General features: G+C 31.6%; 26 protein-coding genes and 1 pseudogene. 9 read left to right on the forward strand and 18 right to left on the reverse strand.

What is annotated here, in order from left to right; all coding sequences use genetic code 11:
- Positions 1-75 precede the first annotated feature (75 nt).
- The 7 genes and pseudogenes from pmtD to L987_RS14090 form a co-directional block, all read right to left on the reverse strand.
- Positions 76-804, reverse strand: coding sequence for a phenol-soluble modulin export ABC transporter permease subunit PmtD (gene pmtD, locus L987_RS04515; RefSeq protein ID WP_011302743.1), 729 nt, complete (start codon positions 802-804; stop codon positions 76-78).
- A complete protein-coding gene (pmtC, locus tag L987_RS04520) occupies positions 804-1,676 on the reverse strand; it encodes a phenol-soluble modulin export ABC transporter ATP-binding protein PmtC (protein WP_011302742.1) in 873 nt (290 codons plus the stop codon). The genes pmtD and pmtC overlap by 1 nt, the downstream gene beginning before the upstream one ends.
- A gap of 20 nt (positions 1,677-1,696) precedes the next feature.
- Positions 1,697-2,359: a phenol-soluble modulin export ABC transporter permease subunit PmtB gene (pmtB, locus tag L987_RS04525; RefSeq protein WP_011302741.1), complete on the reverse strand. Its 663-nt coding sequence runs from the start codon at positions 2,357-2,359 to the stop codon at positions 1,697-1,699.
- A gap of 15 nt (positions 2,360-2,374) precedes the next feature.
- Positions 2,375-3,261: pseudogene (gene pmtA, locus L987_RS13470) on the reverse strand (phenol-soluble modulin export ABC transporter ATP-binding protein PmtA).
- On the reverse strand, positions 3,258-3,638 hold the full coding sequence (gene pmtR / locus L987_RS04535) for a PSM export ABC transporter transcriptional regulator PmtR (RefSeq protein ID WP_011302738.1): 381 nt from the start codon (positions 3,636-3,638) through the stop codon (positions 3,258-3,260). The pseudogene pmtA and the gene pmtR overlap by 4 nt, the downstream one beginning before the upstream one ends.
- 206 nt (positions 3,639-3,844) lie before the next feature.
- Positions 3,845-4,033: an SE1626 family protein gene (locus L987_RS04540; protein WP_002482795.1), complete on the reverse strand. Its 189-nt coding sequence runs from the start codon at positions 4,031-4,033 to the stop codon at positions 3,845-3,847.
- Between the two features lie 222 nt (positions 4,034-4,255).
- Positions 4,256-4,351 (reverse strand): Trp-rich small protein, encoded by a 96-nt coding sequence (locus L987_RS14090; RefSeq protein WP_100217374.1) that lies wholly within the window; start codon positions 4,349-4,351, stop codon positions 4,256-4,258.
- Between the two features lie 203 nt (positions 4,352-4,554).
- On the opposite strand from L987_RS14090, the gene L987_RS04545 reads away from it, so the two are divergent.
- A complete protein-coding gene (locus tag L987_RS04545) occupies positions 4,555-5,844 on the forward strand; it encodes an aminotransferase class I/II-fold pyridoxal phosphate-dependent enzyme (protein ID WP_047503240.1) in 1,290 nt (429 codons plus the stop codon).
- Between the two features lie 47 nt (positions 5,845-5,891).
- Here L987_RS04545 and L987_RS04550 read toward each other — a convergent pair whose 3' ends face one another.
- Complete coding sequence (locus L987_RS04550; protein ID WP_002482793.1) at positions 5,892-6,359, reverse strand: bacillithiol transferase BstA; 468 nt, start codon at positions 6,357-6,359, stop codon at positions 5,892-5,894.
- Positions 6,360-6,657: 298 nt separating this feature from the next.
- On the opposite strand from L987_RS04550, the gene L987_RS04555 reads away from it, so the two are divergent.
- Positions 6,658-7,146 carry a GNAT family N-acetyltransferase gene (locus L987_RS04555; RefSeq protein WP_047503242.1) on the forward strand — a complete coding sequence of 163 codons (489 nt, stop codon included), beginning with the start codon at positions 6,658-6,660 and terminating at the stop codon, positions 7,144-7,146.
- A gap of 28 nt (positions 7,147-7,174) precedes the next feature.
- Here L987_RS04555 and L987_RS04560 read toward each other — a convergent pair whose 3' ends face one another.
- From L987_RS04560 to groES, 4 genes are all read right to left on the reverse strand, one after another.
- Positions 7,175-7,648, reverse strand: coding sequence for a MarR family winged helix-turn-helix transcriptional regulator (locus tag L987_RS04560; protein WP_047503244.1), 474 nt, complete (start codon positions 7,646-7,648; stop codon positions 7,175-7,177).
- Positions 7,649-7,843: 195 nt separating this feature from the next.
- The gene (locus L987_RS04565; protein ID WP_011302733.1) at positions 7,844-8,050 is read right to left on the reverse strand and encodes a hypothetical protein; all 207 of its coding nucleotides are present in this window, start codon (positions 8,048-8,050) and stop codon (positions 7,844-7,846) included.
- Positions 8,051-8,368: 318 nt separating this feature from the next.
- Positions 8,369-9,991, reverse strand: a complete 1,623-nt coding sequence (groL, locus tag L987_RS04570) for a chaperonin GroEL (protein ID WP_047503246.1) — start codon at positions 9,989-9,991, stop codon at positions 8,369-8,371.
- 62 nt (positions 9,992-10,053) lie between these two features.
- Entirely contained in the window at positions 10,054-10,341 is a 288-nt protein-coding gene (groES, locus tag L987_RS04575; protein WP_002482789.1) for a co-chaperone GroES, read from the reverse strand.
- 177 nt (positions 10,342-10,518) lie between these two features.
- Between groES and mroQ the strand changes: the two genes are divergently transcribed.
- A complete protein-coding gene (gene mroQ / locus L987_RS04580; protein ID WP_002482788.1) occupies positions 10,519-11,271 on the forward strand; it encodes an intramembrane glutamic endopeptidase MroQ in 753 nt (250 codons plus the stop codon).
- Between the two features lie 56 nt (positions 11,272-11,327).
- Here the strand turns inward: mroQ and L987_RS04585 are convergent, their stop codons facing one another.
- Entirely contained in the window at positions 11,328-12,932 is a 1,605-nt protein-coding gene (locus L987_RS04585; protein WP_231558573.1) for an SdrH family protein, read from the reverse strand.
- Positions 12,933-13,151: 219 nt separating this feature from the next.
- Between L987_RS04585 and L987_RS04590 the strand changes: the two genes are divergently transcribed.
- From L987_RS04590 to agrA, 6 genes are all read left to right on the forward strand, one after another.
- Positions 13,152-13,781, forward strand: a complete 630-nt coding sequence (locus L987_RS04590; protein WP_047503250.1) for a nitroreductase family protein — start codon at positions 13,152-13,154, stop codon at positions 13,779-13,781.
- 170 nt (positions 13,782-13,951) lie between these two features.
- Positions 13,952-14,737, forward strand: a complete 786-nt coding sequence (locus L987_RS04595; RefSeq protein WP_047503251.1) for a carbon-nitrogen family hydrolase — start codon at positions 13,952-13,954, stop codon at positions 14,735-14,737.
- Positions 14,738-15,495: 758 nt separating this feature from the next.
- Entirely contained in the window at positions 15,496-16,065 is a 570-nt protein-coding gene (locus tag L987_RS04600) for an accessory gene regulator AgrB (RefSeq protein WP_011302729.1), read from the forward strand.
- Between the two features lie 2 nt (positions 16,066-16,067).
- Positions 16,068-16,229 carry a cyclic lactone autoinducer peptide AgrD gene (gene agrD, locus L987_RS04605; protein WP_002482783.1) on the forward strand — a complete coding sequence of 54 codons (162 nt, stop codon included), beginning with the start codon at positions 16,068-16,070 and terminating at the stop codon, positions 16,227-16,229.
- Between the two features lie 25 nt (positions 16,230-16,254).
- Positions 16,255-17,550 (forward strand): quorum-sensing sensor histidine kinase AgrC, encoded by a 1,296-nt coding sequence (gene agrC, locus L987_RS04610; protein WP_011302728.1) that lies wholly within the window; start codon positions 16,255-16,257, stop codon positions 17,548-17,550.
- A 12-nt stretch (positions 17,551-17,562) separates the two neighbouring features.
- The gene (gene agrA / locus L987_RS04615; protein WP_002482781.1) at positions 17,563-18,279 is read left to right on the forward strand and encodes a quorum-sensing response regulator AgrA; all 717 of its coding nucleotides are present in this window, start codon (positions 17,563-17,565) and stop codon (positions 18,277-18,279) included.
- A 76-nt stretch (positions 18,280-18,355) separates the two neighbouring features.
- Here the strand turns inward: agrA and L987_RS04620 are convergent, their stop codons facing one another.
- The 5 genes from L987_RS04620 to L987_RS04640 all read right to left on the reverse strand — a co-directional run bounded on the left by L987_RS04620 (position 18,356) and on the right by L987_RS04640 (position 23,324).
- Entirely contained in the window at positions 18,356-19,324 is a 969-nt protein-coding gene (locus L987_RS04620) for a carbohydrate kinase family protein (RefSeq protein ID WP_047503253.1), read from the reverse strand.
- The gene (locus L987_RS04625; protein WP_047503255.1) at positions 19,321-20,805 is read right to left on the reverse strand and encodes a sucrose-6-phosphate hydrolase; all 1,485 of its coding nucleotides are present in this window, start codon (positions 20,803-20,805) and stop codon (positions 19,321-19,323) included. Before L987_RS04625 ends, L987_RS04620 begins: the two co-directional genes overlap by 4 nt.
- An 85-nt stretch (positions 20,806-20,890) precedes the next feature.
- The gene (locus L987_RS04630; protein WP_011302725.1) at positions 20,891-21,844 is read right to left on the reverse strand and encodes a LacI family DNA-binding transcriptional regulator; all 954 of its coding nucleotides are present in this window, start codon (positions 21,842-21,844) and stop codon (positions 20,891-20,893) included.
- Positions 21,845-21,989: 145 nt separating this feature from the next.
- Positions 21,990-22,214 (reverse strand): sulfurtransferase TusA family protein, encoded by a 225-nt coding sequence (locus tag L987_RS04635; protein ID WP_002482777.1) that lies wholly within the window; start codon positions 22,212-22,214, stop codon positions 21,990-21,992.
- 21 nt (positions 22,215-22,235) lie between these two features.
- Complete coding sequence (locus tag L987_RS04640; RefSeq protein ID WP_047503257.1) at positions 22,236-23,324, reverse strand: YeeE/YedE family protein; 1,089 nt, start codon at positions 23,322-23,324, stop codon at positions 22,236-22,238.
- Positions 23,325-23,520: the final 196 nt, after the last annotated feature.

Consider the following 23,520-nt stretch of genomic DNA (forward strand, 5'->3'; position numbering starts at 1 on the left):
GACGTATGAATGATGCTGAGACTAACCGCAAATTCATACGTCTTTTATATATTGACTTACTTATCGGTTATTATTTTAAATATCTTTCTTAGAAACATAGAAAATATTTACAATAAATAAAATTACAATTGAAGCTGAAGTAATAAACCATTGCCAATTTGTGAATGTATAGTCCCCAGAAGTTGTTTTTGAAGTTAAATAACTAAAAGGTATATACTTTAATGAATCTTGAATATTATCACCAATTTTAGGAATCATTGGTAAAAATGGTTCTGCGAAAGGAACAATTAATACTAAAAATATGCCTAGTGTAAAAATAAGTGCTGTCTTAGGCACAATAAGTGAAAATAAATAAAGTAATAAACCAAAGAATAAATGGAACATTAAGAAGAACCATAGTAATTCAAAAGCTTTACTAGTAGTAATGTTCTTCCCATCAACTACACCTTGCACAATAAGTACAAATCCCACAAGAACTGCTGTAATCAGTATCGCAATAAGTATGATAGAAATTACTTTAGCTATTACATAACCAATACGGCTTGATGTTTTATTCATATAAAGCTGAATTGTACCTTGTGAAATATCACGCGTAATTGTTTTTATTACAAATAGTAAGCCCATAATTGAAAAGAACCAACTACCGATAGAGAGTAATGTATTACCATTCATTTCATCTGATTGTTGAACAAATAATATTGTAAAACCAATCAATGGTAAAATTGTTAAAAGTAACGCTAAGTAAGTTAATGGACTTTTAAAAATACTATACATATCATATTTTACGAGTTGTAAACTATTCATTATTGGCCACCTTTCTGATTAATATTGAAGTAAGTATCACGTAACGAACTCTTACGCGTCTCAATAAATTTAGGGAAAACAGATTCACTTGCTAAACCTTTTAGTACTTTTTTATAGCTGCGTTGTGCATTGATAATCACTTCGCCACTAGCTTCTTGCGTTTGTACTACATTATATTGCTCTTTTAAGAAGGCTAATCCAGCTTCAAAATCCTCATTTTCAAATATAATGACTGTAGAATCAGATGCTGTGCCCTCTTTCATATTTACATCTTGCACGAACTTACCATCACGTAAAAATACGGCTCTATCACAAATCAATTCAATATCTTCAAGTTTATGACTAGAAATTAAAATTTTCATATCTAAGTCTTTAACAAGCGATTGTATTGTTTTAAGCACATCAATTGAACCATCCGGATCCATACCATTTGTTGGTTCATCTAAAATTAAATACTTTGGTTTATTCATTAATGAAACTGCTATGGCCAATTTTTGTTTCATACCCATAGAGTATTTTTTAACTTTCTTTTTAACATAGGGTCTCATACCAAATGCATCGATAATTTGATCTGCATATTTTTTATCAAAACCATTACCAAGGACATTAGCAAAAAGTTTTAAATTAAATAAACCTGTTTTATTATCATACAATTTAGGATGTTCAATTAAGTAACCAACATTTTGCTTATTACCTAATTTGACGTCTCCTTTATAATTGATAATATTTCCATTCATGACTTTCATTAAGGTTGTCTTTCCGACACCATTTTTACCAATCAAACCAACAATCTGACTTTGACCAAAATCAAAATCAATATGGTCAAGCACATTATTATTTCCATATGTTTTTGTTATATTCTTTAATTGCATAAATGCGCCTCCTTTTAAAGTTAATTTACTTTTTTATACTGTATAAAATAATTAGCTATAAGAAAAATGATACTTAAGCCTAAAAAGCCATAATTAAAAACTGGCTCAAAATAATCAAGTGCAGTTAACTTAATTTTGAATATGAGTAATACTGCTAATGTTATAAGCACTGCAACAATTGGAATAATGAATAACATCACAAGCAAATACATTAAATAAGAAATATTTTCAGATTTTTGTTCGGAATATTTTTTAAATGCGATAGGTATAGCAAAGAAATTAATTGCGATATATGAATAAGGTAAAGTAACATCAATACTAATGCCACTAGCAGCAAAATTTGAATTAGGAATATGGGAAAGTGATAATATTCCAGCCCCAATCAGTGTAAATAAAATTAAGGTTACATAGTTTGCATTAAGCATATCCTTTTTGGATACTGGCAAACTACCAAAAAAATCATACGCATTTGAGTGGCCTAACTTACTATTCAGTCGAAATACATGTCCTGAATCAAGGACAGAAACAAATAGTAAAATCATAGCAACTAAAGAATAAAGTATTCTTGTAAGCAATGAATGATTTTCGATTATTAATTGTAATGGAGATATTAATAATAATACGGCATAAATAACGATAGTCCATTTACGTAGTTTAATATTTCTAATTAGTAAATTCTTCATCGAATGGCCTCCCCACTATATAATTCCATCACTATACTGTTTATGTTTTCGTTGCCCTTTTTCGAGGTAAACCATTAGTTCTTCGATGGTTGGATTCGTTATTGCCACATCACTACCAAATAGTTCTTTAAACACATTAGCATGTGTCGTAAGTGCTGTAAAACCCGTATGATTATATTCAATGTAATGCGTTAAATCAATCAATTCATTATCTAGTTGATTTGGGTCGCCTTTAACAATTTGATATTGATTTAGAATATCATCTGAAAATTGGTTCAAAATGATTTCTCCATCCTTGATATAAACCAGATAATCAGCAATTTTCTTCAAATCTGAAATGATATGTGTAGAAATAAAAACGGATTTTTTTCATCAATTAATTCTTCTTGAATGACATCTAACACTTCATTTCTAACAATTGGATCGAGACCAGAGGTTGGTTCATCAAGTATAAATAGCTCTGCATGATGACTAAATGCTATTGCTATGGATAGTTTCATTTTCATACCTGTTGAAAAACTTTTAATCTTCTTGTTTACAGGTAAATTAAATTTTTCAAGAAAAAAATCAAAGCGTTCATAATCCCACTCACTATAAAAAGGCGCAATATAAGACTCAATTTTTTTAACATTCCACTTATCATTTAAATATAATTCTGAATAAATAAAACCAATTTTATTTTTTATTTCAACTGCATGACGATCCATTCTTTTATCAAATAAGCGAATTTCACCTTCATCTGGTTCTATAAGATCCATAATTAATCTAATGATTGTCGTTTTACCAACGCCATTAGCTCCAATAAATCCAGTAACAAATCCTTGAGGAACTCGAAAAGAAACGTCCTTTAGTTTGAATTCTTTATACTGATAATTGACAGCATTCAATTCTATCGCGTTCATTCTTCGTCCTCCTCAAAAATCAGCTCAACGATTTCTTGTAATTCAGATAAAGACATGCCTATTGTCTTAGCTTCTTTACTCATTGATTTAGCTAATGACTCAATAACAATAAATTGTTTTTCTTTTAAAATCGAATTATCTTGTTCCTTAACATAGGTACCTTTTCCTCTAACAGTATAAACAAAGCCATCTTTTTCTAAATCTTCGTATGCACGCTTTGTTGTTATCACGCTAACACTTAAATCATGTGCTAATTCTCTCATAGACGGTAAATGCTCACCTGGTGCAACATAGCCCTTTAAAATGTTTTCTTTAATTTGTTGCTTAATTTGTTCATAAATAGGTCGTTCACTACTATTTTTTAAAAGTATTTTCATGGACGTCCTCCCCTACAACTGTATATACGCAATATATACAATATATACACGTTTGTAAAGTGTTAATTTATAATTACATACACTTTATTATTTTACTTGATAATGCAATTCGTCATTAGTCATTTTGCGTTTTAAAATATAAAAAAATATAGCTAGTGCTTTGCTAAATTCGACTCAGCTCCACACTAACTATAGTTTTATTGACTCTATTTTCGATTTTGATTTCTCTTCTTACGTCTATTATTGCTTCTATTAATAAAAGCACAAATCATAAACATAATTGCAGCAATAAGTAATTTAATTCCAGAATCTTCTTGTCCTGTTGCCTGTAAATAATAACCAACGATGAACAAGACGATTGCAATAATTACAAATATCTTTGTTAAATGTTTCATCTCTTCACCTCAAACAATGTTATTGTATCAAATTTTACCAATAATTACTAAAAACCTATAATTGAGAACTTATATTTTTTTAATCATAAGTTATGTTAACTGTAAAATAAATTGATTGCAGTATTTCGTTCTGGATGATAAACTTGTAAATGTATCCACGGATTATATTACACAACCCCAAGTCTGGGCCAACAGACTTGGGGTTTTTTTGTGTAAGGCCACCTATTTGTCATTCCATTTATTTTCTAACCAAACACGAAAAACAACAAGTAAGCTACCTGTTAATAAAGTTGTAATTATTTCTTGCCACCACGAGATCATATTACACCTCCCACAGAAAAAAGTACCATGTAGGAATTCGATGGCCTATCCACATTCTAACACAAAACAGAACGTGTGTTCGTATAAATGTATAGATTTTTTAAATTTTAATTTAATATAGCCACTAAGCTTTAATTTTAAGCTATTTCAAGATAATATAAAGGTATCATTGAAAAAGTAAAAGAGAGGTTGACCCACATATGAATCCTTTAGCTTTAGATTTAAATGAACAATTATCTAAATCAAACCCTGAAATTGCAGATATGTTATCTGACCTAGGAAAATTAATGTATTATCCAAAAGGCATTTTATCTCAATCTGCTGAAGCAAAATCTACTCAATATAATGCTACAATTGGTATGGCAACATATAAGCATAGCAAGATGTATGCTGACACGCTTAATGACGTTTTTACAAACTTAGAACCAGATGAAATCTTTCCATATGCCCCACCACAAGGTATAGAATCTCTACGCGATTTATGGCAGCAGAAAATGCTAAAAGAAAATCCTGAATTAAATGCAACTGATATGACAAGACCAATACTTACAAATGCGTTAACACATGGTTTATCACTCGTTGCAGATATGTTTATTGATAGTGGCGATACGATTTTATTACCAACGCACAATTGGGGAAATTATAAATTAGTTTATAGTACGAGACATAGTGCGGATATCGAAACTTATGATATTTTTGATGAGTCAGGACACTTTACGACAGAAAACTTAATTGCAACTTTAGAAAATTATACAAAAGATAAAGTGATGTTAATTTTAAATTATCCAAATAACCCAACAGGCTATACACCTACAAAAGATGAAGTAAAAACAATAGTTGAAGCAATTCAAGCATTAGCTAAACGTGGTACCAATGTAATTGCTTTAGTAGATGATGCTTATTACGGCTTATTCTATGAAGATGTTTATACACAATCATTATTTACTGCACTAACAAACTTGCATTTAGATAATTTATTACCTATCAGATTAGATGGTGCAACGAAAGAGTTCTTCGCTTGGGGATTACGTGTAGGTTTTATGAGCTTTGGTGTATCCAATGAAACAACAAAACAAGTCCTAGAAGCAAAAGTTAAAGGACTAATCAGAAGTAATATATCTAGCGGACCTATGCCTTCACAAAGTGCAGTGAAATATGTATTAGAGCATCCTGAAACTTTCGACAAAGAGATTCAAGAAAATATTGATACGCTACAAGCGAGATACGAAGTTACAAAAGCAGTGGTTTATGACCCACAATATGCATCCTACTGGAAAGCTTACGACTTTAATTCTGGTTATTTCATGGCTTTAAAAGTTTATGATGTAGATCCTGAACAATTACGACTTCATCTTATCAATAACTATTCTATCGGTATCATCGCACTTAACGATACTGATATTAGAATTGCATTTAGTTGTGTTGAAAAAGATGATATTCCACATGTATTTGATTCTATTGCAAAAGCCATTGCTGAGTTACAAAAATAATATAGTTAAAAAAATGGAGCATGTCACATCAGACACGCTCCATTTTTTTATTGTTGTTGTTTAAGTACACGCGACATTTCTTCTATTTTTCCAGCGTGTAACGGAATATGAATCGCATTGAGAACTAATAATTCATTTAATGTACTACAACCAGCTATTGTTTCAGTAAGCTCTTGTTCTAATTGTTCATCTGTAAGTTTGCGAGCACGTTCAGGTAATGTTCTAATGTGTTTAAATATTTCATCAATTGTAGGTACGTCACTATCTCCCCATTTTTCAGGTGAAGAACCATATCCAAATAAATTTGTATACTTAGCAATATCAACTTCATTTTGTTCACATAATGACAATACACTTTCAAAAATCGTTAGCACATGCCCATATTGCCAGTGAATTGTATTAGGAAAAGCGTCAATTTTATCGTCTAATACCTGTTCATTACTCCAATTATCGTAACCTGATAACAGATAATTCACTCCTGAATCAAGAACCTCATACACTGTTGGTTTTGTCATAATTTATCTCCTTTTCTTATAAAATATTAGAAACTTATCACACTTGTATAAGAACCGTTACTAATTATACCTACTTACTTTACCCAAATCGTTAAAAGATTATTCATATAACAAATGTAATCCCTTATCTTATATATTGAAATTTTATTTTCTTAATATGAACGATACGACTCATTGACACTTAATATTTGTTATATAACCAAATTTCTATACATATTTTTAATATTTGACGGAAAATAGTTAAGGTGCTAAACTATTTTTAATTTCAAAAATTCAAAAATAAAGTGAGGAATCATTAATGTATCATTTCAGAACTGTGGCTATGCGTGACTTGAATACTATTTTACAAATTGAGAATAAGGGTTTTTCATCTGAAGAAGCCGCTTCAAAAGAAGCACTTATTAATAGAATTAATGTTATCAAAGATACATTTATCGTAGCAGAATATGATGGCGAAATCGCTGGCTATGTCAATGGTCCTGTTATTAATCAAGCTTTTATCACTGATGATTTATTTGATGAAACTACAAAGAACCCTCCCCATGGCGGCTATATCGCTATTTTAGGGCTGGTTGTAGGTGAAAGTTATAGAAACCAAGGTCTTGCAGGAAAATTATTGGATCATTTAGAACATCTTGCAATAGAACATGAACGTCAAGGTATAACATTAACTTGCAAAGCTTCTTTGATTTCTTTTTACGAACAATATAGCTATTTAAATTATGGCGTTTCTGAATCTAAACATGGCGGCATACAATGGTTTAATTTGGTTAAAAATTTGGATTAATTGTAGTGTCTATCTTTTAATATATAGGTTAATGAGTTCGTGTATCATTTATTAAATAATTTAAGTTTTCACTTATCATGTTTAAAAAATGCTCAATGTTTTCAAAATCTTTAGTATCATATGTTTCTAGTTTTTCTAAATAAGTGTTATAAACGTTACTATCTAATGCCTGATGATATTGAAATACTTTTTCGCCTTTATCAGTTAATTCGATACTGACTTCTCTAGAACTATGTGTACTTTTATTTTTAACAACTAAGCCTTTTTGAACAAGCCTTGTTATTTTTTGTGAAGCCGCGCTTTTAGTTCTATTCATTTGTTTAGCAATTTCAGATATATTCATTACCTTATTGACACCAATCAGATTAATCATATGTGCTTCGACCATATACAATTCATCATCTGTACCATATTTTCTCGGTATATTTTCATATTGATTTAATAAGTGTGCAGTTTCATAAAGTTGGTCAATCGCTTTTAAAAAAGTTGTTTTTCTAGTCATTACGTCGCTCCTAATAATCATTTGGGTTTATTTTAACATATGAAACAATCACATTATAAATCATTATTCAAACTAAAAACGCTTCCCAAAAGTGTAAAACTTATGGAAAGCATAAATAAAATAATACATTAAATTTTTAAAGTTAAATGATAGTTATCAATAAACATACAAAGGTTAGTTAAAAATGGATGAGTTTTACATTATTTCTACTTTTATTGATATTATATGACTAACATTTATATATCTGCCACTATCTTTTAAATAAAAATAACGATGTTTTCTAATTGCTTTTTCAAATCGTTCCAAAGCTAATCTTTCATCGATTTCTAAAACATTTTCTACATACTCGCGAAATACATTCCCATCATTCGTTTCTATTATAAAAACAAAAATTTCATTCATCTATATTCACCCTATGTAATCATTATATATATAATTATCTAACTAATTACTTTTCAATGCAACACAGACACATGCATGACATCATTTTAATTGATATTGATTTAGTATTATTGAAATACATGGACAATTATATCACAAGGATTAACCGAAAATAATCAACGTCCGTTTCAAATAACAATTAGGAAACTAAAAAGACGCTTTCCAAAGGGTTGAGTGCCCTAATGGAAAACGTCTCTAATGAATTATTTTAAATTTTTATGTCAATATGATGTTATTTATGACTTTTAAATGCCTTCAAATCAGTGTTTGAATGCTATTTTACATCATACCTGGCATGCCACCCATACCTGCTTGTGAATCATTGTTACTTTCTTCTGGAATATTAGCAACAACTGCTTCTGTAGTAAGGAACATAGCTGCCACACTTGCAGCATGTTGAAGTGATGAACGTGTCACTTTCGTTGGATCTACGATACCTGCTTCTAACATATTCACCCATTCATTTGTCGCAGCATTAAAACCAACACCTATATCAGCATTTTTTAGTCGTTCAACAATAATTGAACCTTCTAGTCCAGCATTTTCAGCAATTTGACGAACTGGTGCTTCTAAAGCTTTTAAGACAATATTAATACCAGTAGCAATGTCGCCTTCTGCTTCAATTTTAGCTACTTTTTCATAAATATTCATAAATGCAGTACCACCACCAGCTACAATACCTTCTTCAACTGCAGCTCTAGTAGAGTTTAATGCATCTTCAATACGTAATTTACGTTCTTTTAATTCTGTTTCACTTGCTGCACCAACTTTAATTACTGCAACGCCACCAGCTAATTTAGCTAAGCGCTCTTGTAATTTTTCTTTGTCAAATTCAGAATCAGTTTCTTCAATTTGAGCTTTAATTTGGCTCACACGTGCATCGATACTGTTTTGATCTCCATCACCGTCAACAACTGTTGTGTTGTCTTTTGTAATTTCAGCTTTATTTGCAGTACCTAACATATCCATAGTCGCTTCTTTTAATTCTAAACCTAAGTCATCCGTAATTACTTGTGCACCTGTTAAGATAGCTAAATCTTCTAACATTGCTTTACGACGATCGCCAAATCCTGGTGCTTTCACTGCAACAGCAGTAAATGTGCCACGCATACGGTTAAGCACGATATTAGTTAATGCATCGCCTTCAACGTCATCAGCAACAATTAAGATAGGACGATTTGATTGTACGACTTGTTCTAATAACGGTAAGATGTCTTGGAATGATGAAATCTTTTTATCAGTAATTAAAATATATGGTCTTTCAAGATCAGCGACCATTTTATCTGAGTCAGTCACCATATATGGTGATTGATAACCTCGGTCAAATTGCATACCTTCTACTACTTCTAATTCTGTATTAAAACCACTAGACTCTTCAATAGTGATGACACCATCATTACCTACTTTTTCCATTGCTTCAGAAATGTATTTACCAATTTCTTCATCTGCAGCTGAAATAGAACCAACTTGTGCAATTTCATTTTTATTATCTACATTTTGTGAAATTTCATGTAATGCCTCAATTGCTACTTCTACAGCTTTATCAATACCTTGTCTTAAACCAACAGGGTTTGCACCACTTGTTACGTTTTTCAAACCTTCTTGAATCATAGCTTGTGCTAGCACTGTTGCTGTTGTCGTACCGTCACCAGCAATTTCATTTGTTTTATTTGCTACTTCTTGAACTAGTTTCGCACCCATATTTTCATAAGGATCTTCTAATTCAATTTCTTTAGCAATTGTAACACCATCATTAGTGATGAGTGGTGATGTATATTCTTTATCTAATACAACATTACGCCCCTTAGGACCGATTGTAACTTTAACGGCATTTGCTAATTTATCTACACCTCTTAGCATTGATTGACGTGCGTCTTCAGAGAATTTTAAATCTTTCGCCATATTTTATATACCTCCATGTTGTTTCTATGATAATTATTGTTTATTTTTAAAATTTTTTTATATTAAGATTCAATTATTGCTAAAATATCTTCTTCATTAACGATTAAATATGTTTCGTCTCCTCGTTTAACTTCAGTTCCAGCATATTGTTGGAATACTACTTTGTCGCCTTCGTTTACTTCAGGAGCAACACGAGAACCATCTTTTAAAATACGTCCTGCACCTACTGCAATTATCGTACCTTCGTTGGATTTCTCTTTAGCGCTATCAGTTAATACGATACCACTTTTAGTTGTTTGCTCTTGTTCTGATTTTTGAATAATTACTCGGTTACCTAATGGCTTTAACATTTTTCGTTCCTCCTCAAAAGTTTAAATGTTAGCACTTTAAGTTAATGAGTGCTAATGTACTTTCTATAATAATCAAATTTGGTCAACTTTTCAAGTTAAAACCATTATCCTCTTAATTTTGTACAAACGATGATTTTGCGATAAAATAAAGTATCATTTAATTTTTGGAGGTTCATTATGTCTCGTTTATGGGTGTCCATATTGACATTAGTTATTTATGGTTTAGCACAATTTGGTGTTATTTTATTACATATGGCTGGCCTATTTAACAATCTAAGTAGCAAGGAACTTGTCTTTGCTAACATATACACACAAGTTGGTTTATTTATAATAGCTGCTATTTTAATAATTATAATCAATAACTTTATTTCTAATCCTACCCGATTAGAGCAACAAACAAAAGAAAAGAAACGTTACGTTATTGTTTGGGCAATTGTTGGTTATTTCGTTGTTATGATTTATCAGATACTTGCAGGCATGATTAATATGTACGTATTTGGTGCGCCTCAATCAAGTCCAAATACTGAGCGACTGATGAAAGTTGCACAAGAAATACCCCTATTTATCATATTAATTTCAATTGTAGGACCAATACTTGAAGAGTTTGTTTTTAGAAAAGTTATTTTTGGTGAAATTTACAATTTAATTAATGCAAATAAAACGATAAAATTTTTAATTGCTGCCATTGTAAGTTCCATCATATTTAGTGCAGCACACGCAGATCCATCATTTTTTATAATTTATTTTGGTATGGGCTTCATTTTTGCTGCATTATACGTATATACCAAACGAATTTGGGTTCCTATCTTAGTGCACATGATGCAAAATGGATTTGTTGTCATCATACAAGTACTTATTGGACCAGAAAAGATAAAAGAGCTACAAGAATCAACATCATTCATATTTAATCTTTTATTTTTAATAATGTAAATATACAAAGGGAAGTACGTATGATTCATTTAGTTCGTACTTCCCTTTTATTGTTTTTATTTTAATTTGTCATTCTTGCGTCTAACAAAGTAGCCAATAACCACACCAACAAAAATAATAAGCATTGCTGTGATTAAAGCAAATAAAGTTCTTTCAAATTTCATTTGAATCGTATCACTGGCTTCTTTATCTTTCGTATGTGTCATTTCTTCATCACTACTTGTATGATATTCATATTTACCTGTAGTATTTTTATTCTCTGGTTTTTTCAAATCTGGCATAGAACCAATATCACCAGTAATCAAAGCCAATACTTGTTTATCTAAATTTTTATAATAATCTCTTGATTTCAATGGATTAAAATATTGGAATTTAAAATAATTTGTATCTTTTTGTAATTCATTTAAAAATGCATTATCCGCGAAATTTTGTTTTTTTAAAACTGCGGAAATTTCACTATCAGAAACTTGTTCTTTATTACTACCTAATTGTTTAACTTGATTTAATACAAATGGATTGTATTTAAAAGAACCGGTTGTCATTTGATTAAATCGATTCATTAATTGGTGTTCATTCGATTCCCTATTTTGGTTATTTTCTGTTGTTTGATTCATAGACGGCTGATCTATATTATTCGAATTCGAGCTATTTTTCCCATTATTTGATTGACTATTTGAATCATTTTGCGTACTTGAGCGATGTGTTCTATTTACACTGTCACGATTATTTGTTTCTGTGCTCGATGCGTTGCCAGTCTCATTACTAGATTTATTTGAATTACTTGGTGTATAAGCGTTGCCACCTGAATTATTAGGTTTCTCTGGCTTTTCAGTAGTTCCATTGCCCTTGTTTGGCTGTTCTGGCTTTCCATTTCCTTCACCATGCTTATTGGGTTTTTGTGGTTTTCCTGATCCACCACCACTGCCATTTGGTTGTTGTGGTTCTTCGCTCCCTCCACCATCTTCATTTGAGTTGTCTGGCTTACCTGATCCGCCACCACTACCGCCTGAGTGGTTCGGTTCTTCGCTTCCTCCGCCATCTTCATTTGAGTTGTCTGGCTTTCCTGATCCGCCACCACTACCGCCTGAGTGGTTCGGTTCTTTGCTCCCTCCACCATCTTCATTTGAGTTGTCTGGCTTACCTGATCCGCCACCACTACCGCCTGAGTAGTTCGGTTCTTTGCTCCCTCCACCTTGGTTATTGGAATCCTCTGAATCTCCTGATTCTCCATCACTGCCATCTTGATTATTTTGCTTATCTGGATCTTCTGTTGATTGTTTATCTTCTTTTCCATTTTGTTTATCTGGATCTTCGGCTGACTGTTTATCTTCTTTTTCGTTTTGTTTATTTGGATCTCCGGTTGATCGTTCTTCGTCATTCACTTCACTCGTGTTATCTGTTTGCTCAGTTGCTCTAGTTTGACTATCAAATACTTTTTGATTGCTAGGAAGTGACACATTATTAGAACGGTCTACATCACTGCTTTGATCATTTTTATTTGTATTTTTACTATTTTTAGTTAATACATCATTATCATCCTTAATAACTGATGAACTATTATTTTGCGCATTTTTATCTAATTCATTTTCTTGCTGTTCTATTGCTTGTGTCGGGTGCGCAACTATAGACGTACTTAAAGCAATAGCAAAACTTGATATCACAAATTTATGAGTATTATACCGCTTCACATCATCACCTCCATTAAAAAACAAATATATTTATGTACAGTATATAGAAAATACTATACTTTTTCATTAAAAGTTGGTTTTTGAAAGAAAATATTAATACTTTTGAAATTTTATGTAAAATCTATTTACAAATCAAGATATAATAATTATACTAGGTATATAAAATAAATTGACTTGAAGGAGATTTTTCACATGGGATTATTTACAAAAAATGCTTCAACATTAGAAACTTTTCAAAATGCAATTGAAACAAGACGTTCTATTTACAGTTTAGAAAAAGAAATTTCTATATCTGATAAAGAAGTTGAGGATATTATTGAACATGCCATTAAACATGTACCATCTTCATTTAACTCACAATCTACACGTATCGTTTTATTATTAAATGATAATCATGATAAATTTTGGGACATTACTAAAAGAGAACTTAAAAATACAATGGGTCCAGATCGTGAATTCCAAGCAACTGCTGACAAAATTGATAACTTCAAACATTCGCACGGTACAATTCTTTATTTTGAAGACCAAGACGTTGTTGAAGGATTACAAAATCAAATGCCAAACTATGCTGAAAACTTTGCTGTTTGGTCAACTCAAACAAATGCAATGCACCAATTTGCTGTTTGGACAGCATTAGGAACAAAAGGTATCGGAGCATCTTTACAACATTATAACCCACTGGTAGATGTTGCAGTTACAGAGGCTTTCGATATTCCTAAAACTTGGAAACTTGTTGCACAAATGCCATTTGGTAACATTCGTGACGAAGCTGGAGAAAAAGCATTCCAAGATGTTAAAGATCGTTTCTTAGTTAGAAAATAATAAATTAACCTGCGATTCATCGTTTTCTATAAAATTAACGAGGTTCGGACATAGATGATATTGTCCAACCTCGTTTTTTTTATTAAATAAATTATTCAAACAGTGCTTATTTTGAGTTATCAGAATTTTTTTAGTATATTGGGACAAACAGCTTTTAAGGGGCGATTAATATGAATATAGAAATTTTTCAATTTAAAGTAGAACCAGCAAATACAGAATTAAATGAAGAAACAATTGCTACTTGGTTTTCTAACTATGTTACATCACAAACAGATGTCGTTGTATTACCTGAAATGTGGAATAACGGATATGCCCTACCACAACTTCAAGCATTATCTGATAGCCGATTGTCTCGTAGTTACGAGTTTATTTCTAAACTTGCAATAAAGTATCAGGTTGATGTTATTGCTGGATCTGTTTCAAATGCAAAAAGTAATGAAGTATATAATACTGCCTTTGCCGTTTCAAAATACGGAAAACTTTTAAATAACTACGATAAAGTACACTTAGTACCCATGTTGAATGAACATAGCTTTTTAAATGCAGGTAATGCTGTGCCTGAGCCATTTAATTTATCGAATGGTGCGAGAGTCACACAAATCATTTGCTACGATTTACGTTTCCCCGAATTATTACGTTATCCAGCACGTAAAGATGCACAAATTGCTTTTTATGTTGCACAATGGCCATTAGTCAGATTAGATCATTGGATTGCGCTATTAAAAGCACGTGCTATTGAAAATGATATGTATGTCATTGGATGTAATGGATGTGGAGATGATGGTCAAACGGAATACGCAGGTAATTCTATCGTCATTAATCCTAATGGCGAAATATTGTCACAATTAGGTTATAAACCTGACCACATAACTTGCGAAATTGATTTGGAGGAAGTTGACAAGCAAAGAGACACTATTCCAGTGTTTAAAAATTTACGACCACATTTATATAAATAATAAAAAACCGTGAGCTTGGGAGGGACTCACGGTTTTTGTAACTTATTATTAAGGGAATGTTTTTACAGTTATTTCTCTATCTATTTTTGGGGATGTTATTAATTATGAAAAAATTTAGTGAATTTACCGATTTAAAATGATAAATTGAATGATGTTTACGATAGCTTACATGTTAAAACTTTAATTGTCTCTGTTATAGACAATGTTAAAATGATATTTGAATTGAGACTGGGAATGTTCTACAAATTCAAATTAGGGATTGCTTAATTTGCTTAAGCGCGTTGTGTACCTGAAAGTATTATTTTACGAAATCACTAATTACTGCTGAGAAATGGTTTGTCACTACATCAGCCTCCTCTTGTTTGTAATCAATTAATTGAAAAAACGAGTACTAATTGTGTAACTATAATAACTATACGAAGAAAGTACAGTTACAAAGATTAGTGTGTTCATTAGACCCCTGCTCAAAAGTCTAACCAACTTCATCATTCAAACAAAAATTTCAAACAAAATTTGATTAAATGATTTGTAAAATGTAATCACTTCTTTGTGATACAAGTACATTTAACCATGATTTTTCTACTTAGAGTTAAAAATTCCCTAACTCGACAAAATTCGTGCCTAAATGTTTTTAAAAATATGATAAAATTAGTCAGATAAGATTTTCAAACAGTTAGGAATTCAAAATATACAGTTAAGCAATAAGACGCATAAAACTTAATTACAATTGTATAATACGAGTAAGGAGAGAAACCAACATGGTAAAATTTATAGATGCTAAAATAGACAATTTTGCTAAACAACTGCAACAACGAAATAACTTGGACCGTATTGAATATTTAAAGATGCGTTTAGGTATGCAAGTTGTCGTAAATAATTTCTTTAAAACAATTGTTATTTATGGTGTTTCACTCCTTTGCCATATGTTTTTATACACACTAACTGTTCATTTAACATTTTTTTTTATTAGACACTTTGCGCATGGCGCACACGCTAAGAATTCTTTACTTTGTTATATACAAAGTGTAATTTATTTTGTTTTACTACCTTGGATAGTCGGGTATGTACAAGTGTCATCTCTAATTATGTATACTTTAGCACTAGTTGGATTAATCATAATTAGTATATATGCACCTTCTGCTACTAAAAAGCAACCTATACCTGAACGACTAAGAAGAGGCAAAAAAATTAAAGCAATATGTTTAACATTAATCTTTTTATTAATTTCGCTCTTTTTAAATGAGCCCTACCAGCAATTAATGTTATTAGGTATTGTGATTATATCTATTTTGCAGTTCCCGATATTTTTCCCTAAGGAGGATTATTAATAATGAATGTTATAAAATCTATTTCAAAATCTATTTCAAAATCTATTTCAAATTATTTCGCTAAAGTCTTTGCTTCTATAGGTTCAATATCTACTATCAATCCTTGTTTTGGTTATACTGATGAATCTGAAATTCCAAAAGAATTAACAGATCTTTACGAATAATAGTTATGTAGAAAGTGTGTATAATATGGCAGTTTTTTATTCTTTGTTTTTCTCATTATTACAAGCAATTATTATATTTTACAATATGAAACTTATTAGCGGCATCCGCTATACTAAAAGGGATTTTATTTCAATTATTGGAATAATAATCCCTTCAACCATTTTGTTTTTTATTTTTTCTTCTGCATCTGTTATATTTTTATTTTTTACAAGTACAATTCTTATGTATTATAAAAACAAATTTATAGGAGTTGTTACTTCATTAATCTGTTTTTTCATTTTATACATGGCTAACTTTACAAGTTTATGGTTAAGTAGTGTGATTGTAAATGCAATTGGTATTGATAGTGTTTATATGCTATTTGTAGCTATTTCATTCACTATATTCTCCATAATTTACGCTTATATAGCAAAATTCTTTATTAAACAATTATCAGTTTCAGACTTATCGTTAAATAAAATATATTTAACATTAGTTAGCCTATTTTTATTAACTATCTTAGGTCTAATTTACTTTTATTTACCTAATAGAGAGATGTCTTTTGGTGATGCAAAATTCATTTCAATTATGTATGCAGTTGTCATTATCACCACTGCTATTCTTATCATTACAATTTCTTTTAGCATTATTCGCCAAATACAATACAAACGTAATATGCAAGAAATTGAGAATTATTATAAATACACATTACAAATTGAAAAAATTAACCATGAGATGCGCAAATTCAGACATGACTATGTCAACATCTTATCTACTTTATCTGATTTTATTAGAGAAGAAGATATGGATGGACTTAGAAAGTATTTTCGATCTGAAATACTTCCAATGCAAGATAGCATGCAAATGAATGCAATTAAAATCAATGGTCTTGAGAACTTACATATTCGAGAAATTAAAGGACTGCTAACAACAAAGATATTACAAGCACAAGAAAAAAGTATCCGTATCAGTATAGAGGTACCTGACCCAATTGAAAAAATTGAAATGCCAACGATTAATTTAAGTAGAATTATTGGTATTATACTGGATAATGCGATAGAAGCTTCAGAAAAAATTGAAGATGACCCATTGATACGTATCGCGTTTATTAAAAACGAAGATGATTCTGTTATGTTCATCGTTATGAATAAATGCGAACCAAATATGCCAAAAGTTCATACCCTTTTCCAAGAAAACTTTTCTACAAAAGGAAAGAATCGTGGTCTCGGTTTATCTACTCTGAAGGAATTGACGGATTCCACAACAAATGTTTTATTAGATACAACCATTGATAATAACTACTTTATCCAAAAGGTAGAAATTTTAAATTCTGATTCATAAGGATGTGTAACTATGAAAATATTCATTTGTGAAGATGATGAAAGACAACGTGAGCACATGGTTTCTATTATTAATAACTACATCATGATTGAAGAAAAGCCAATGGAAATCGAAGTTGCCACTGCTGATCCTTATGACATCTTAGAACGCTCTAAGAACCTCAATGATATTGGGTGTTATTTTTTAGATATTCAGCTTGAAGCTGATATTAATGGTATCAAACTTGCTAGTGAGATTCGTAAACATGATCCTGTAGGTAATATCATCTTTGTTACAAGTCACAGTGAGTTAACTTACCTAACATTTGTCTATAAGGTAGCCGCGATGGATTTCATTTTTAAAGATGATCCAGATGAATTAAAATCAAGAATTATTGACTGTCTTGAAACTTCAGAATCAAGATTGAAGCTTCTTTCAAAAGAAAGTAGTGTTGAAACAATTGAATTAAAACGTGGAAGTAATTCGATTTATGTCCAATATGATGATGTTATGTTCTTTGAATCATCTACTAAATCGCATCGATTGATTGCACATCTTGATAATCGTCAAATTGAGTTTTATGGCAATTTAAAAGAATTAGATCAACTTGATGAGCGATTTTTCAGATGTCATAATAGCTTTGTCGTCAATAGACACAATATAGATTCTATTGACTCTAAGTCACGTGTTGTCTATTTTAAAAATAATGAACATTGCTATGCATCTGTTAGAAATGTCAAAAAAATATAATATACATAAGAAAGCCAAACCAATAGTCATTACTGACAAATGGTTTGGCTTTCTTTTTTGATTGCTTCAACAATTCCTATTTAATATTTAATGCTTCTTTCACTTTGTCTAGTGAAGGGATACTTTCTATTGCACCGTATTGCGTCGTGACGATAGCAGCAACATAATTACTAAATTCTAGGATAGCATGCCCCCCATTCTTCAGTAACTGGATTATATCTCGCTCATTACTATCCAATAATCTACTAATCACCGCACCAATAAATGCATCACCAGCACCTGTCGTATCAATCGCCTTTACTTTATAGCCTTGCTCAACAATTGTTGTTCCATCCTTTAAGTAAATTGCAGCACCTTCTGCACCTTTGGTATAAATAACCGCTTGGACATGTCCTTGAAATAGCCATTGAATTGCTTGGTTCTCATCTTCATATCCTGTCACAAATGACAGTTCTTCATCGGAAATTTTGATGATATCTGCAAAAGGTACAAACGCTTGAATTGCTGATTTACAATCCGCTTCACTATCCCATAACGGTAAACGCACATTAGGATCAAATACAACTGTCCCATTAGCATGTCTAACTTTTTCAATTAGGGCTTTATGGGCCATTTTCATCGGACTATCTACGAGGTCTACTGAACAAAAGTGTAGTATATCTTGTTCCGTTACTTCTATTTGACTCACTTGTTCTTCATTATATAGCATATCTGCTGAAGGCTTACGATAAAATGAAAAATCCCTTTCTCCCTCTTTAGTTAAACTTACAAATGCGAGCGCAGTATTCGCTTCAGATGAACGTTTCAAATATTGCGTACCGACACCCAAATCTTCTAATGTTTCTACGATAAGATCACCGAAAGCATCTTCTCCTAATTGGGTAATCATTTCTGCCTGACCACCTAATTTTGTCGTAGTACAAGCAACATTACAAGGTGCCCCACCAACTTGTCTCGAAAATCCTTCTACATCTTTGAGTTTAGAATCTGTTGTATTAGGTATAAAATCAATTAGTGCTTCACCTATTGCGAGTAGACGTCTCATTGTGTATCACCTTTCAAATCATATTTTGTAAATCGTAAGTATACTTGTCCTGATTCTGTTGATGTTTTAATGCCAGTTGCATCTTCTCCAGAAAATATTCTAGAGGACATCACTCGTTCTCCATCGTTACAGAAAATTTCAATACTTGAAGTATCTACATATAACTGTAACTGCGATAAAGGTGTATCTAAATAAGTACTACGAGACGTACCTTCTACAGGATTAGGCAATGGTCCACTTTCACTTCTATCAAATGTTAATTTTTGTTCTTTAGTATTATACGTAATTAGCGACGTCTCCGTTTTACTCGTTCTCACTTCAAAGTATGCTTCTGTTGCTTCATTTTCCAAAATATCAATAATTAATTCAAACTGTTTACCTTCATATGGATGTAACTGTTTCGTAAATTTATTAGCATATCCCAAAGCAGTTTCTTCATTTGAACGTAACTTTTCTAGTGCTTTAATCGGACGTTGTTTTAAATTACCTTCCTCTACTGTAAGTACACGTGGAATAGTTAAACAATGTGCCCATCCGTCTTCATCAGTTGGATAATTAATTTCTGGTAAGCCCATCCAACCAATGAGTATACGCTGTCCTTGTTCATCTAAAAATGTTTGTGGCGCATAAAAATCAAATCCATGATCTAACTCATGAAAATCACCATGATTCATAGTTAATTGATTCATATCATATTGTCCCATGATGTAGCCTGATTGATAAATATTTCTAAACTGATCCCCTTCAGCGTCAATACCTTGTGGACAGAATAATAACATATCATATCCATTTAAATTGAAATAATCTGGACATTCCCACATAAAACCAAAATCATCTAAATTTGTTTGTATTTCACCTTGGAATTCCCAATTAACAATATCTGAGGATCGATATTGTAAAATACGACCTTGCTTGTCAATATTTTGTGCAGCAATTACAGCATAATATGTACCATCTTTTTCATAAACTTTCGGGTCTCTAAAGTGTTGCGTGTAACCAAAAGGTGGTGCTGAAATGACAGGCTTTGGAAATTTTTTTATTTCTCCATTCTTTGTCATTTTTGCTATCTGTTGGGTAGAAATTCGATGCCAATCTTCATCGCGATGATTCGCAGTATACATATAATATAAATGCTGGTTATATTCAAATGCACTACCACTATATACACCATGACTATCGTCGTTTGTATCTGGTTTGAGTGTTGGTCCTACTGCATTAAAATGAATAAGATCTTTACTCGTATATGTATACCAATATTTTAGTCCATGCACTGGTCCTAATGGGAACCACTGATGTGATATATAATAATTACCATTAAAATATATCAATCCATTTGGATCATTAAGTAAACCTGATTTAGGTTGTATATGAAAAGTTTGTCTGTATTTAGATTGATTAACACGTTCTGTTAATTCAGCTAAATATTGTTGATCTGCGTCTTCATATTTTTGATAACGTGCTTCCTTTGTCCACTCTACCATTTCGAGCTTCCTCCTAGTTTCAAGTAATTCATTGTCATTTTTGGTACCGGTTCCATTTATTCATATTTATAATATCATGTTTCGTTTAATTTTTAAACGAATGGTCAATTTCAATAGTGATTTGTTTTTCTACGTCTTTATGTTGTATTAATTGATTTAATTTTTCCATAGCAACTTCTCCTGCATAATCAAAAGCATATCTCACCGTATGTATAGATGGCGAAACAATTTTTGTAACTGGATCTCCACCAAAACCAACGATATATTTAGACATATGATGTTCCGAATTATATTTATGAACAGCTAAAGCTATCGAATCAGTCGCCCCTACGATGGCATCAAAATGTGGATATTTTTGTAATACGCTAGCTACGTCTGGTTTGGCTTCTTGATAGTTAAAAGATGTTATCGAAATACTGGGCTCAATACCATGAACTTTAAGTCCATCGATAAATCCTTGCTTTCTATAGATACCTACAGCCGTATCTGTCTCCGTAACACCAAAGAATTGAATATCCTTATAGCCCTGTTTTCCCAGTGTATCTCCAACAAGATAACCAGCTTGATAATCATCGTGAACAATACAATGTAATTGTTCATGAGTTTGACCAACAATGATCACAGGTACATTGATTTTATGAATCACTTCTAAATGTTTATCTGTAATATCTGTGGCCATAAAGATAATCCCGTCCACTTTACTTCTGTAAAAAGTCTCTAGTGCATCTAGTTCTAAATCTGAATTCAAATTGGTGTAATTAAGCAATAGCCTATAATTTTGTTTATCGCATATCGTTTTAACACCTTTAATCGTTTCATCAACTGCAAACGAATTCATTCTTGGTATGATAGCGCCTATCATATTTGTACGATGTGCTCTTAAGCTTTGTGCGAATTGATTCGGCTGATAATCATGTTCTTGTATGATTTTATCTAATTTTTCTTTTGTTTTCATACTTACCGAGCCATCATTTAAATATCTAGAAACTGTACTTTTAGAGACACCGGCTAGTTTTGCTATATCATCAATATTTTTCATAGTTTCTCACTCTCATTACTTCACTATTATGAACAATATCAATTCTATCATAATGGAATCGCTTTAAATACTATTTAAATTAAAAACCAATTTGCTTCAATCAAGGTATACTACCTTAGATTAAACAAATTGGTTTAATGTATATTTAAGCTTTTTGAATTGTAATCGTCCATGAAGCATCGTCTAATTGTTCGTAATTCGTTACGGGGTAACCTTGCTCTGCTGCCCAGTTAGGTAATGCTTCTGTTGCTTGTGTACAATCGAAGTCAATTTTTAATTCTTCACCATTGTCTAATGTATTCATTTTCTTTTGTGCTTCTATTAATGGAAATGGACAAACCATTCCAACTGTACCTAATTCATGTACCATATCGTATTACCTCCATTTTAATTATGATGTTTGCGTTTGTGATGAAACTTTCGTGTTTGAAGTTTGGCTTTGTGCTTTTTTCATTGGTCTAATAAATACAAAATAACTCATTGTCCATGCGCCTAATATCATTGAAGCAAGTGCAATCCAGCCTTTCCATGACATTGTCGCTGTCTCAACTAAACCATTCCCTATAGAGCAACCACCTGCTACAGATGCACCAAATCCCATTAACACACCGCCTATAATACTATTGCGTATTGTTTTTTTATCCGGTAATCTCCATTTAAACTCTTTAGCACCTTTAGCCGCAATATAAGAGCCAAAGAATATACCTAGAACCAGGAAGACACCCCAGTCCAATAATTTCAAGTCACCCGTTACAAAAAATTGTACCAAGTTTGCAGAAGGTGTTGTAATACCTAAACCATACATTCTACCAGTTGATTCACTCACCGGCCATGCGAGCAATGCGATAAGTCCTACTGCGATTGCTGCCACAAATGGGTGGTATTTTTTCTCAAATAAATAATGACGTATACCTGTGAATTTTTGCTTTAGTTTAGGTACTGCAAATTTTGGTTTTGGTTTACGTAATGTTTTTACTACGAAGAATAAAGTGATTACTATGAGTACAATTACGAAAACCCAGGTTGGAATACCTGTTGTTTGTGACATACTCGTATTTACATTAGTAGGTTTATTTAAACCGTTCATTAATGGTAGTAATAAACCAAATTTTGTTGCGGCGGAAGTAAAAGCATAAGCAATTAACGCCATCCAACTACCGATTAGTCCTTCACCAGCTCTATACCATGTTCCTGTAGCACAGCCACCTGCCATAATAATACCTAATCCAAAAATAAATGATCCAATCACTGTACCAATGATAGGATATGTTGACTCTGGTATTTCAACTAATCTTGTTGAAGTTAATAGCAATAAGCCAATACTTTGTACAGAAATCGCAATTAATAAGGCGTAAAACATTTTGTTACTCTTTTGAATATACATATCCCTGAATCCACCAGCTAGACAAAATCGTGTTCGCTGCATAACAAACCCCAATAGAGCGCCTACGACCAGTCCACTGATAATTAACCATGTCATATCATAACCTCTTTCCCGATAAAATCAATAAGATTAATAATATTAGATTTCGTATAAAATTTCAACCTTACAGTTTCACGAAAATTTATTTTAAAAATCAGCTGGCTTTTAAAATAATTAACAACTCGAAGACAAATAAAAAACTAGCTTTCCATAAATACTTTGTCCACATGGTTATCACATGCCGTATTTATCA

This window comes from Staphylococcus sp. ZWU0021 (assembly GCF_000798895.1).
In the GTDB taxonomy this organism is placed as follows: Bacteria; Bacillota; Bacilli; order Staphylococcales; family Staphylococcaceae; genus Staphylococcus; species Staphylococcus saprophyticus.

What these genes read in the sequence shown, in the direction of transcription:
- pmtC (WP_011302742.1), bottom strand. Translation starts at nt 1,676, where the DNA reads ATGCAATTAAAGAATATAACAAAAACATATGGAAATAATAATGTGCTT.
- groL (WP_047503246.1), bottom strand. Translation starts at nt 9,991, where the DNA reads ATGGCGAAAGATTTAAAATTCTCTGAAGACGCACGTCAATCAATGCTA.
- pmtB (WP_011302741.1), bottom strand. Translation starts at nt 2,359, where the DNA reads ATGAAGAATTTACTAATTAGAAATATTAAACTACGTAAATGGACTATC.
- pmtR (WP_011302738.1), bottom strand. Translation starts at nt 3,638, where the DNA reads ATGAAAATACTTTTAAAAAATAGTAGTGAACGACCTATTTATGAACAA.
- L987_RS04630 (WP_011302725.1), bottom strand. Translation starts at nt 21,844, where the DNA reads ATGAAAAATATTGATGATATAGCAAAACTAGCCGGTGTCTCTAAAAGT.
- mroQ (WP_002482788.1), top strand. Translation starts at nt 10,519, where the DNA reads ATGTCTCGTTTATGGGTGTCCATATTGACATTAGTTATTTATGGTTTA.
- L987_RS04545 (WP_047503240.1), top strand. Translation starts at nt 4,555, where the DNA reads ATGAATCCTTTAGCTTTAGATTTAAATGAACAATTATCTAAATCAAAC.
- L987_RS04620 (WP_047503253.1), bottom strand. Translation starts at nt 19,324, where the DNA reads ATGAGACGTCTACTCGCAATAGGTGAAGCACTAATTGATTTTATACCT.
- L987_RS04540 (WP_002482795.1), bottom strand. Translation starts at nt 4,033, where the DNA reads ATGAAACATTTAACAAAGATATTTGTAATTATTGCAATCGTCTTGTTC.
- agrA (WP_002482781.1), top strand. Translation starts at nt 17,563, where the DNA reads ATGAAAATATTCATTTGTGAAGATGATGAAAGACAACGTGAGCACATG.
- agrC (WP_011302728.1), top strand. Translation starts at nt 16,255, where the DNA reads ATGGCAGTTTTTTATTCTTTGTTTTTCTCATTATTACAAGCAATTATT.
- L987_RS04635 (WP_002482777.1), bottom strand. Translation starts at nt 22,214, where the DNA reads ATGGTACATGAATTAGGTACAGTTGGAATGGTTTGTCCATTTCCATTA.
- L987_RS04560 (WP_047503244.1), bottom strand. Translation starts at nt 7,648, where the DNA reads ATGACTAGAAAAACAACTTTTTTAAAAGCGATTGACCAACTTTATGAA.
- L987_RS04550 (WP_002482793.1), bottom strand. Translation starts at nt 6,359, where the DNA reads ATGACAAAACCAACAGTGTATGAGGTTCTTGATTCAGGAGTGAATTAT.
- L987_RS04555 (WP_047503242.1), top strand. Translation starts at nt 6,658, where the DNA reads ATGTATCATTTCAGAACTGTGGCTATGCGTGACTTGAATACTATTTTA.
- pmtD (WP_011302743.1), bottom strand. Translation starts at nt 804, where the DNA reads ATGAATAGTTTACAACTCGTAAAATATGATATGTATAGTATTTTTAAA.
- L987_RS04640 (WP_047503257.1), bottom strand. Translation starts at nt 23,324, where the DNA reads ATGACATGGTTAATTATCAGTGGACTGGTCGTAGGCGCTCTATTGGGG.
- L987_RS04625 (WP_047503255.1), bottom strand. Translation starts at nt 20,805, where the DNA reads ATGGTAGAGTGGACAAAGGAAGCACGTTATCAAAAATATGAAGACGCA.
- agrD (WP_002482783.1), top strand. Translation starts at nt 16,068, where the DNA reads ATGAATGTTATAAAATCTATTTCAAAATCTATTTCAAAATCTATTTCA.
- L987_RS04600 (WP_011302729.1), top strand. Translation starts at nt 15,496, where the DNA reads ATGGTAAAATTTATAGATGCTAAAATAGACAATTTTGCTAAACAACTG.
- groES (WP_002482789.1), bottom strand. Translation starts at nt 10,341, where the DNA reads ATGTTAAAGCCATTAGGTAACCGAGTAATTATTCAAAAATCAGAACAA.
- L987_RS04590 (WP_047503250.1), top strand. Translation starts at nt 13,152, where the DNA reads ATGGGATTATTTACAAAAAATGCTTCAACATTAGAAACTTTTCAAAAT.
- L987_RS04565 (WP_011302733.1), bottom strand. Translation starts at nt 8,050, where the DNA reads ATGAATGAAATTTTTGTTTTTATAATAGAAACGAATGATGGGAATGTA.
- L987_RS04595 (WP_047503251.1), top strand. Translation starts at nt 13,952, where the DNA reads ATGAATATAGAAATTTTTCAATTTAAAGTAGAACCAGCAAATACAGAA.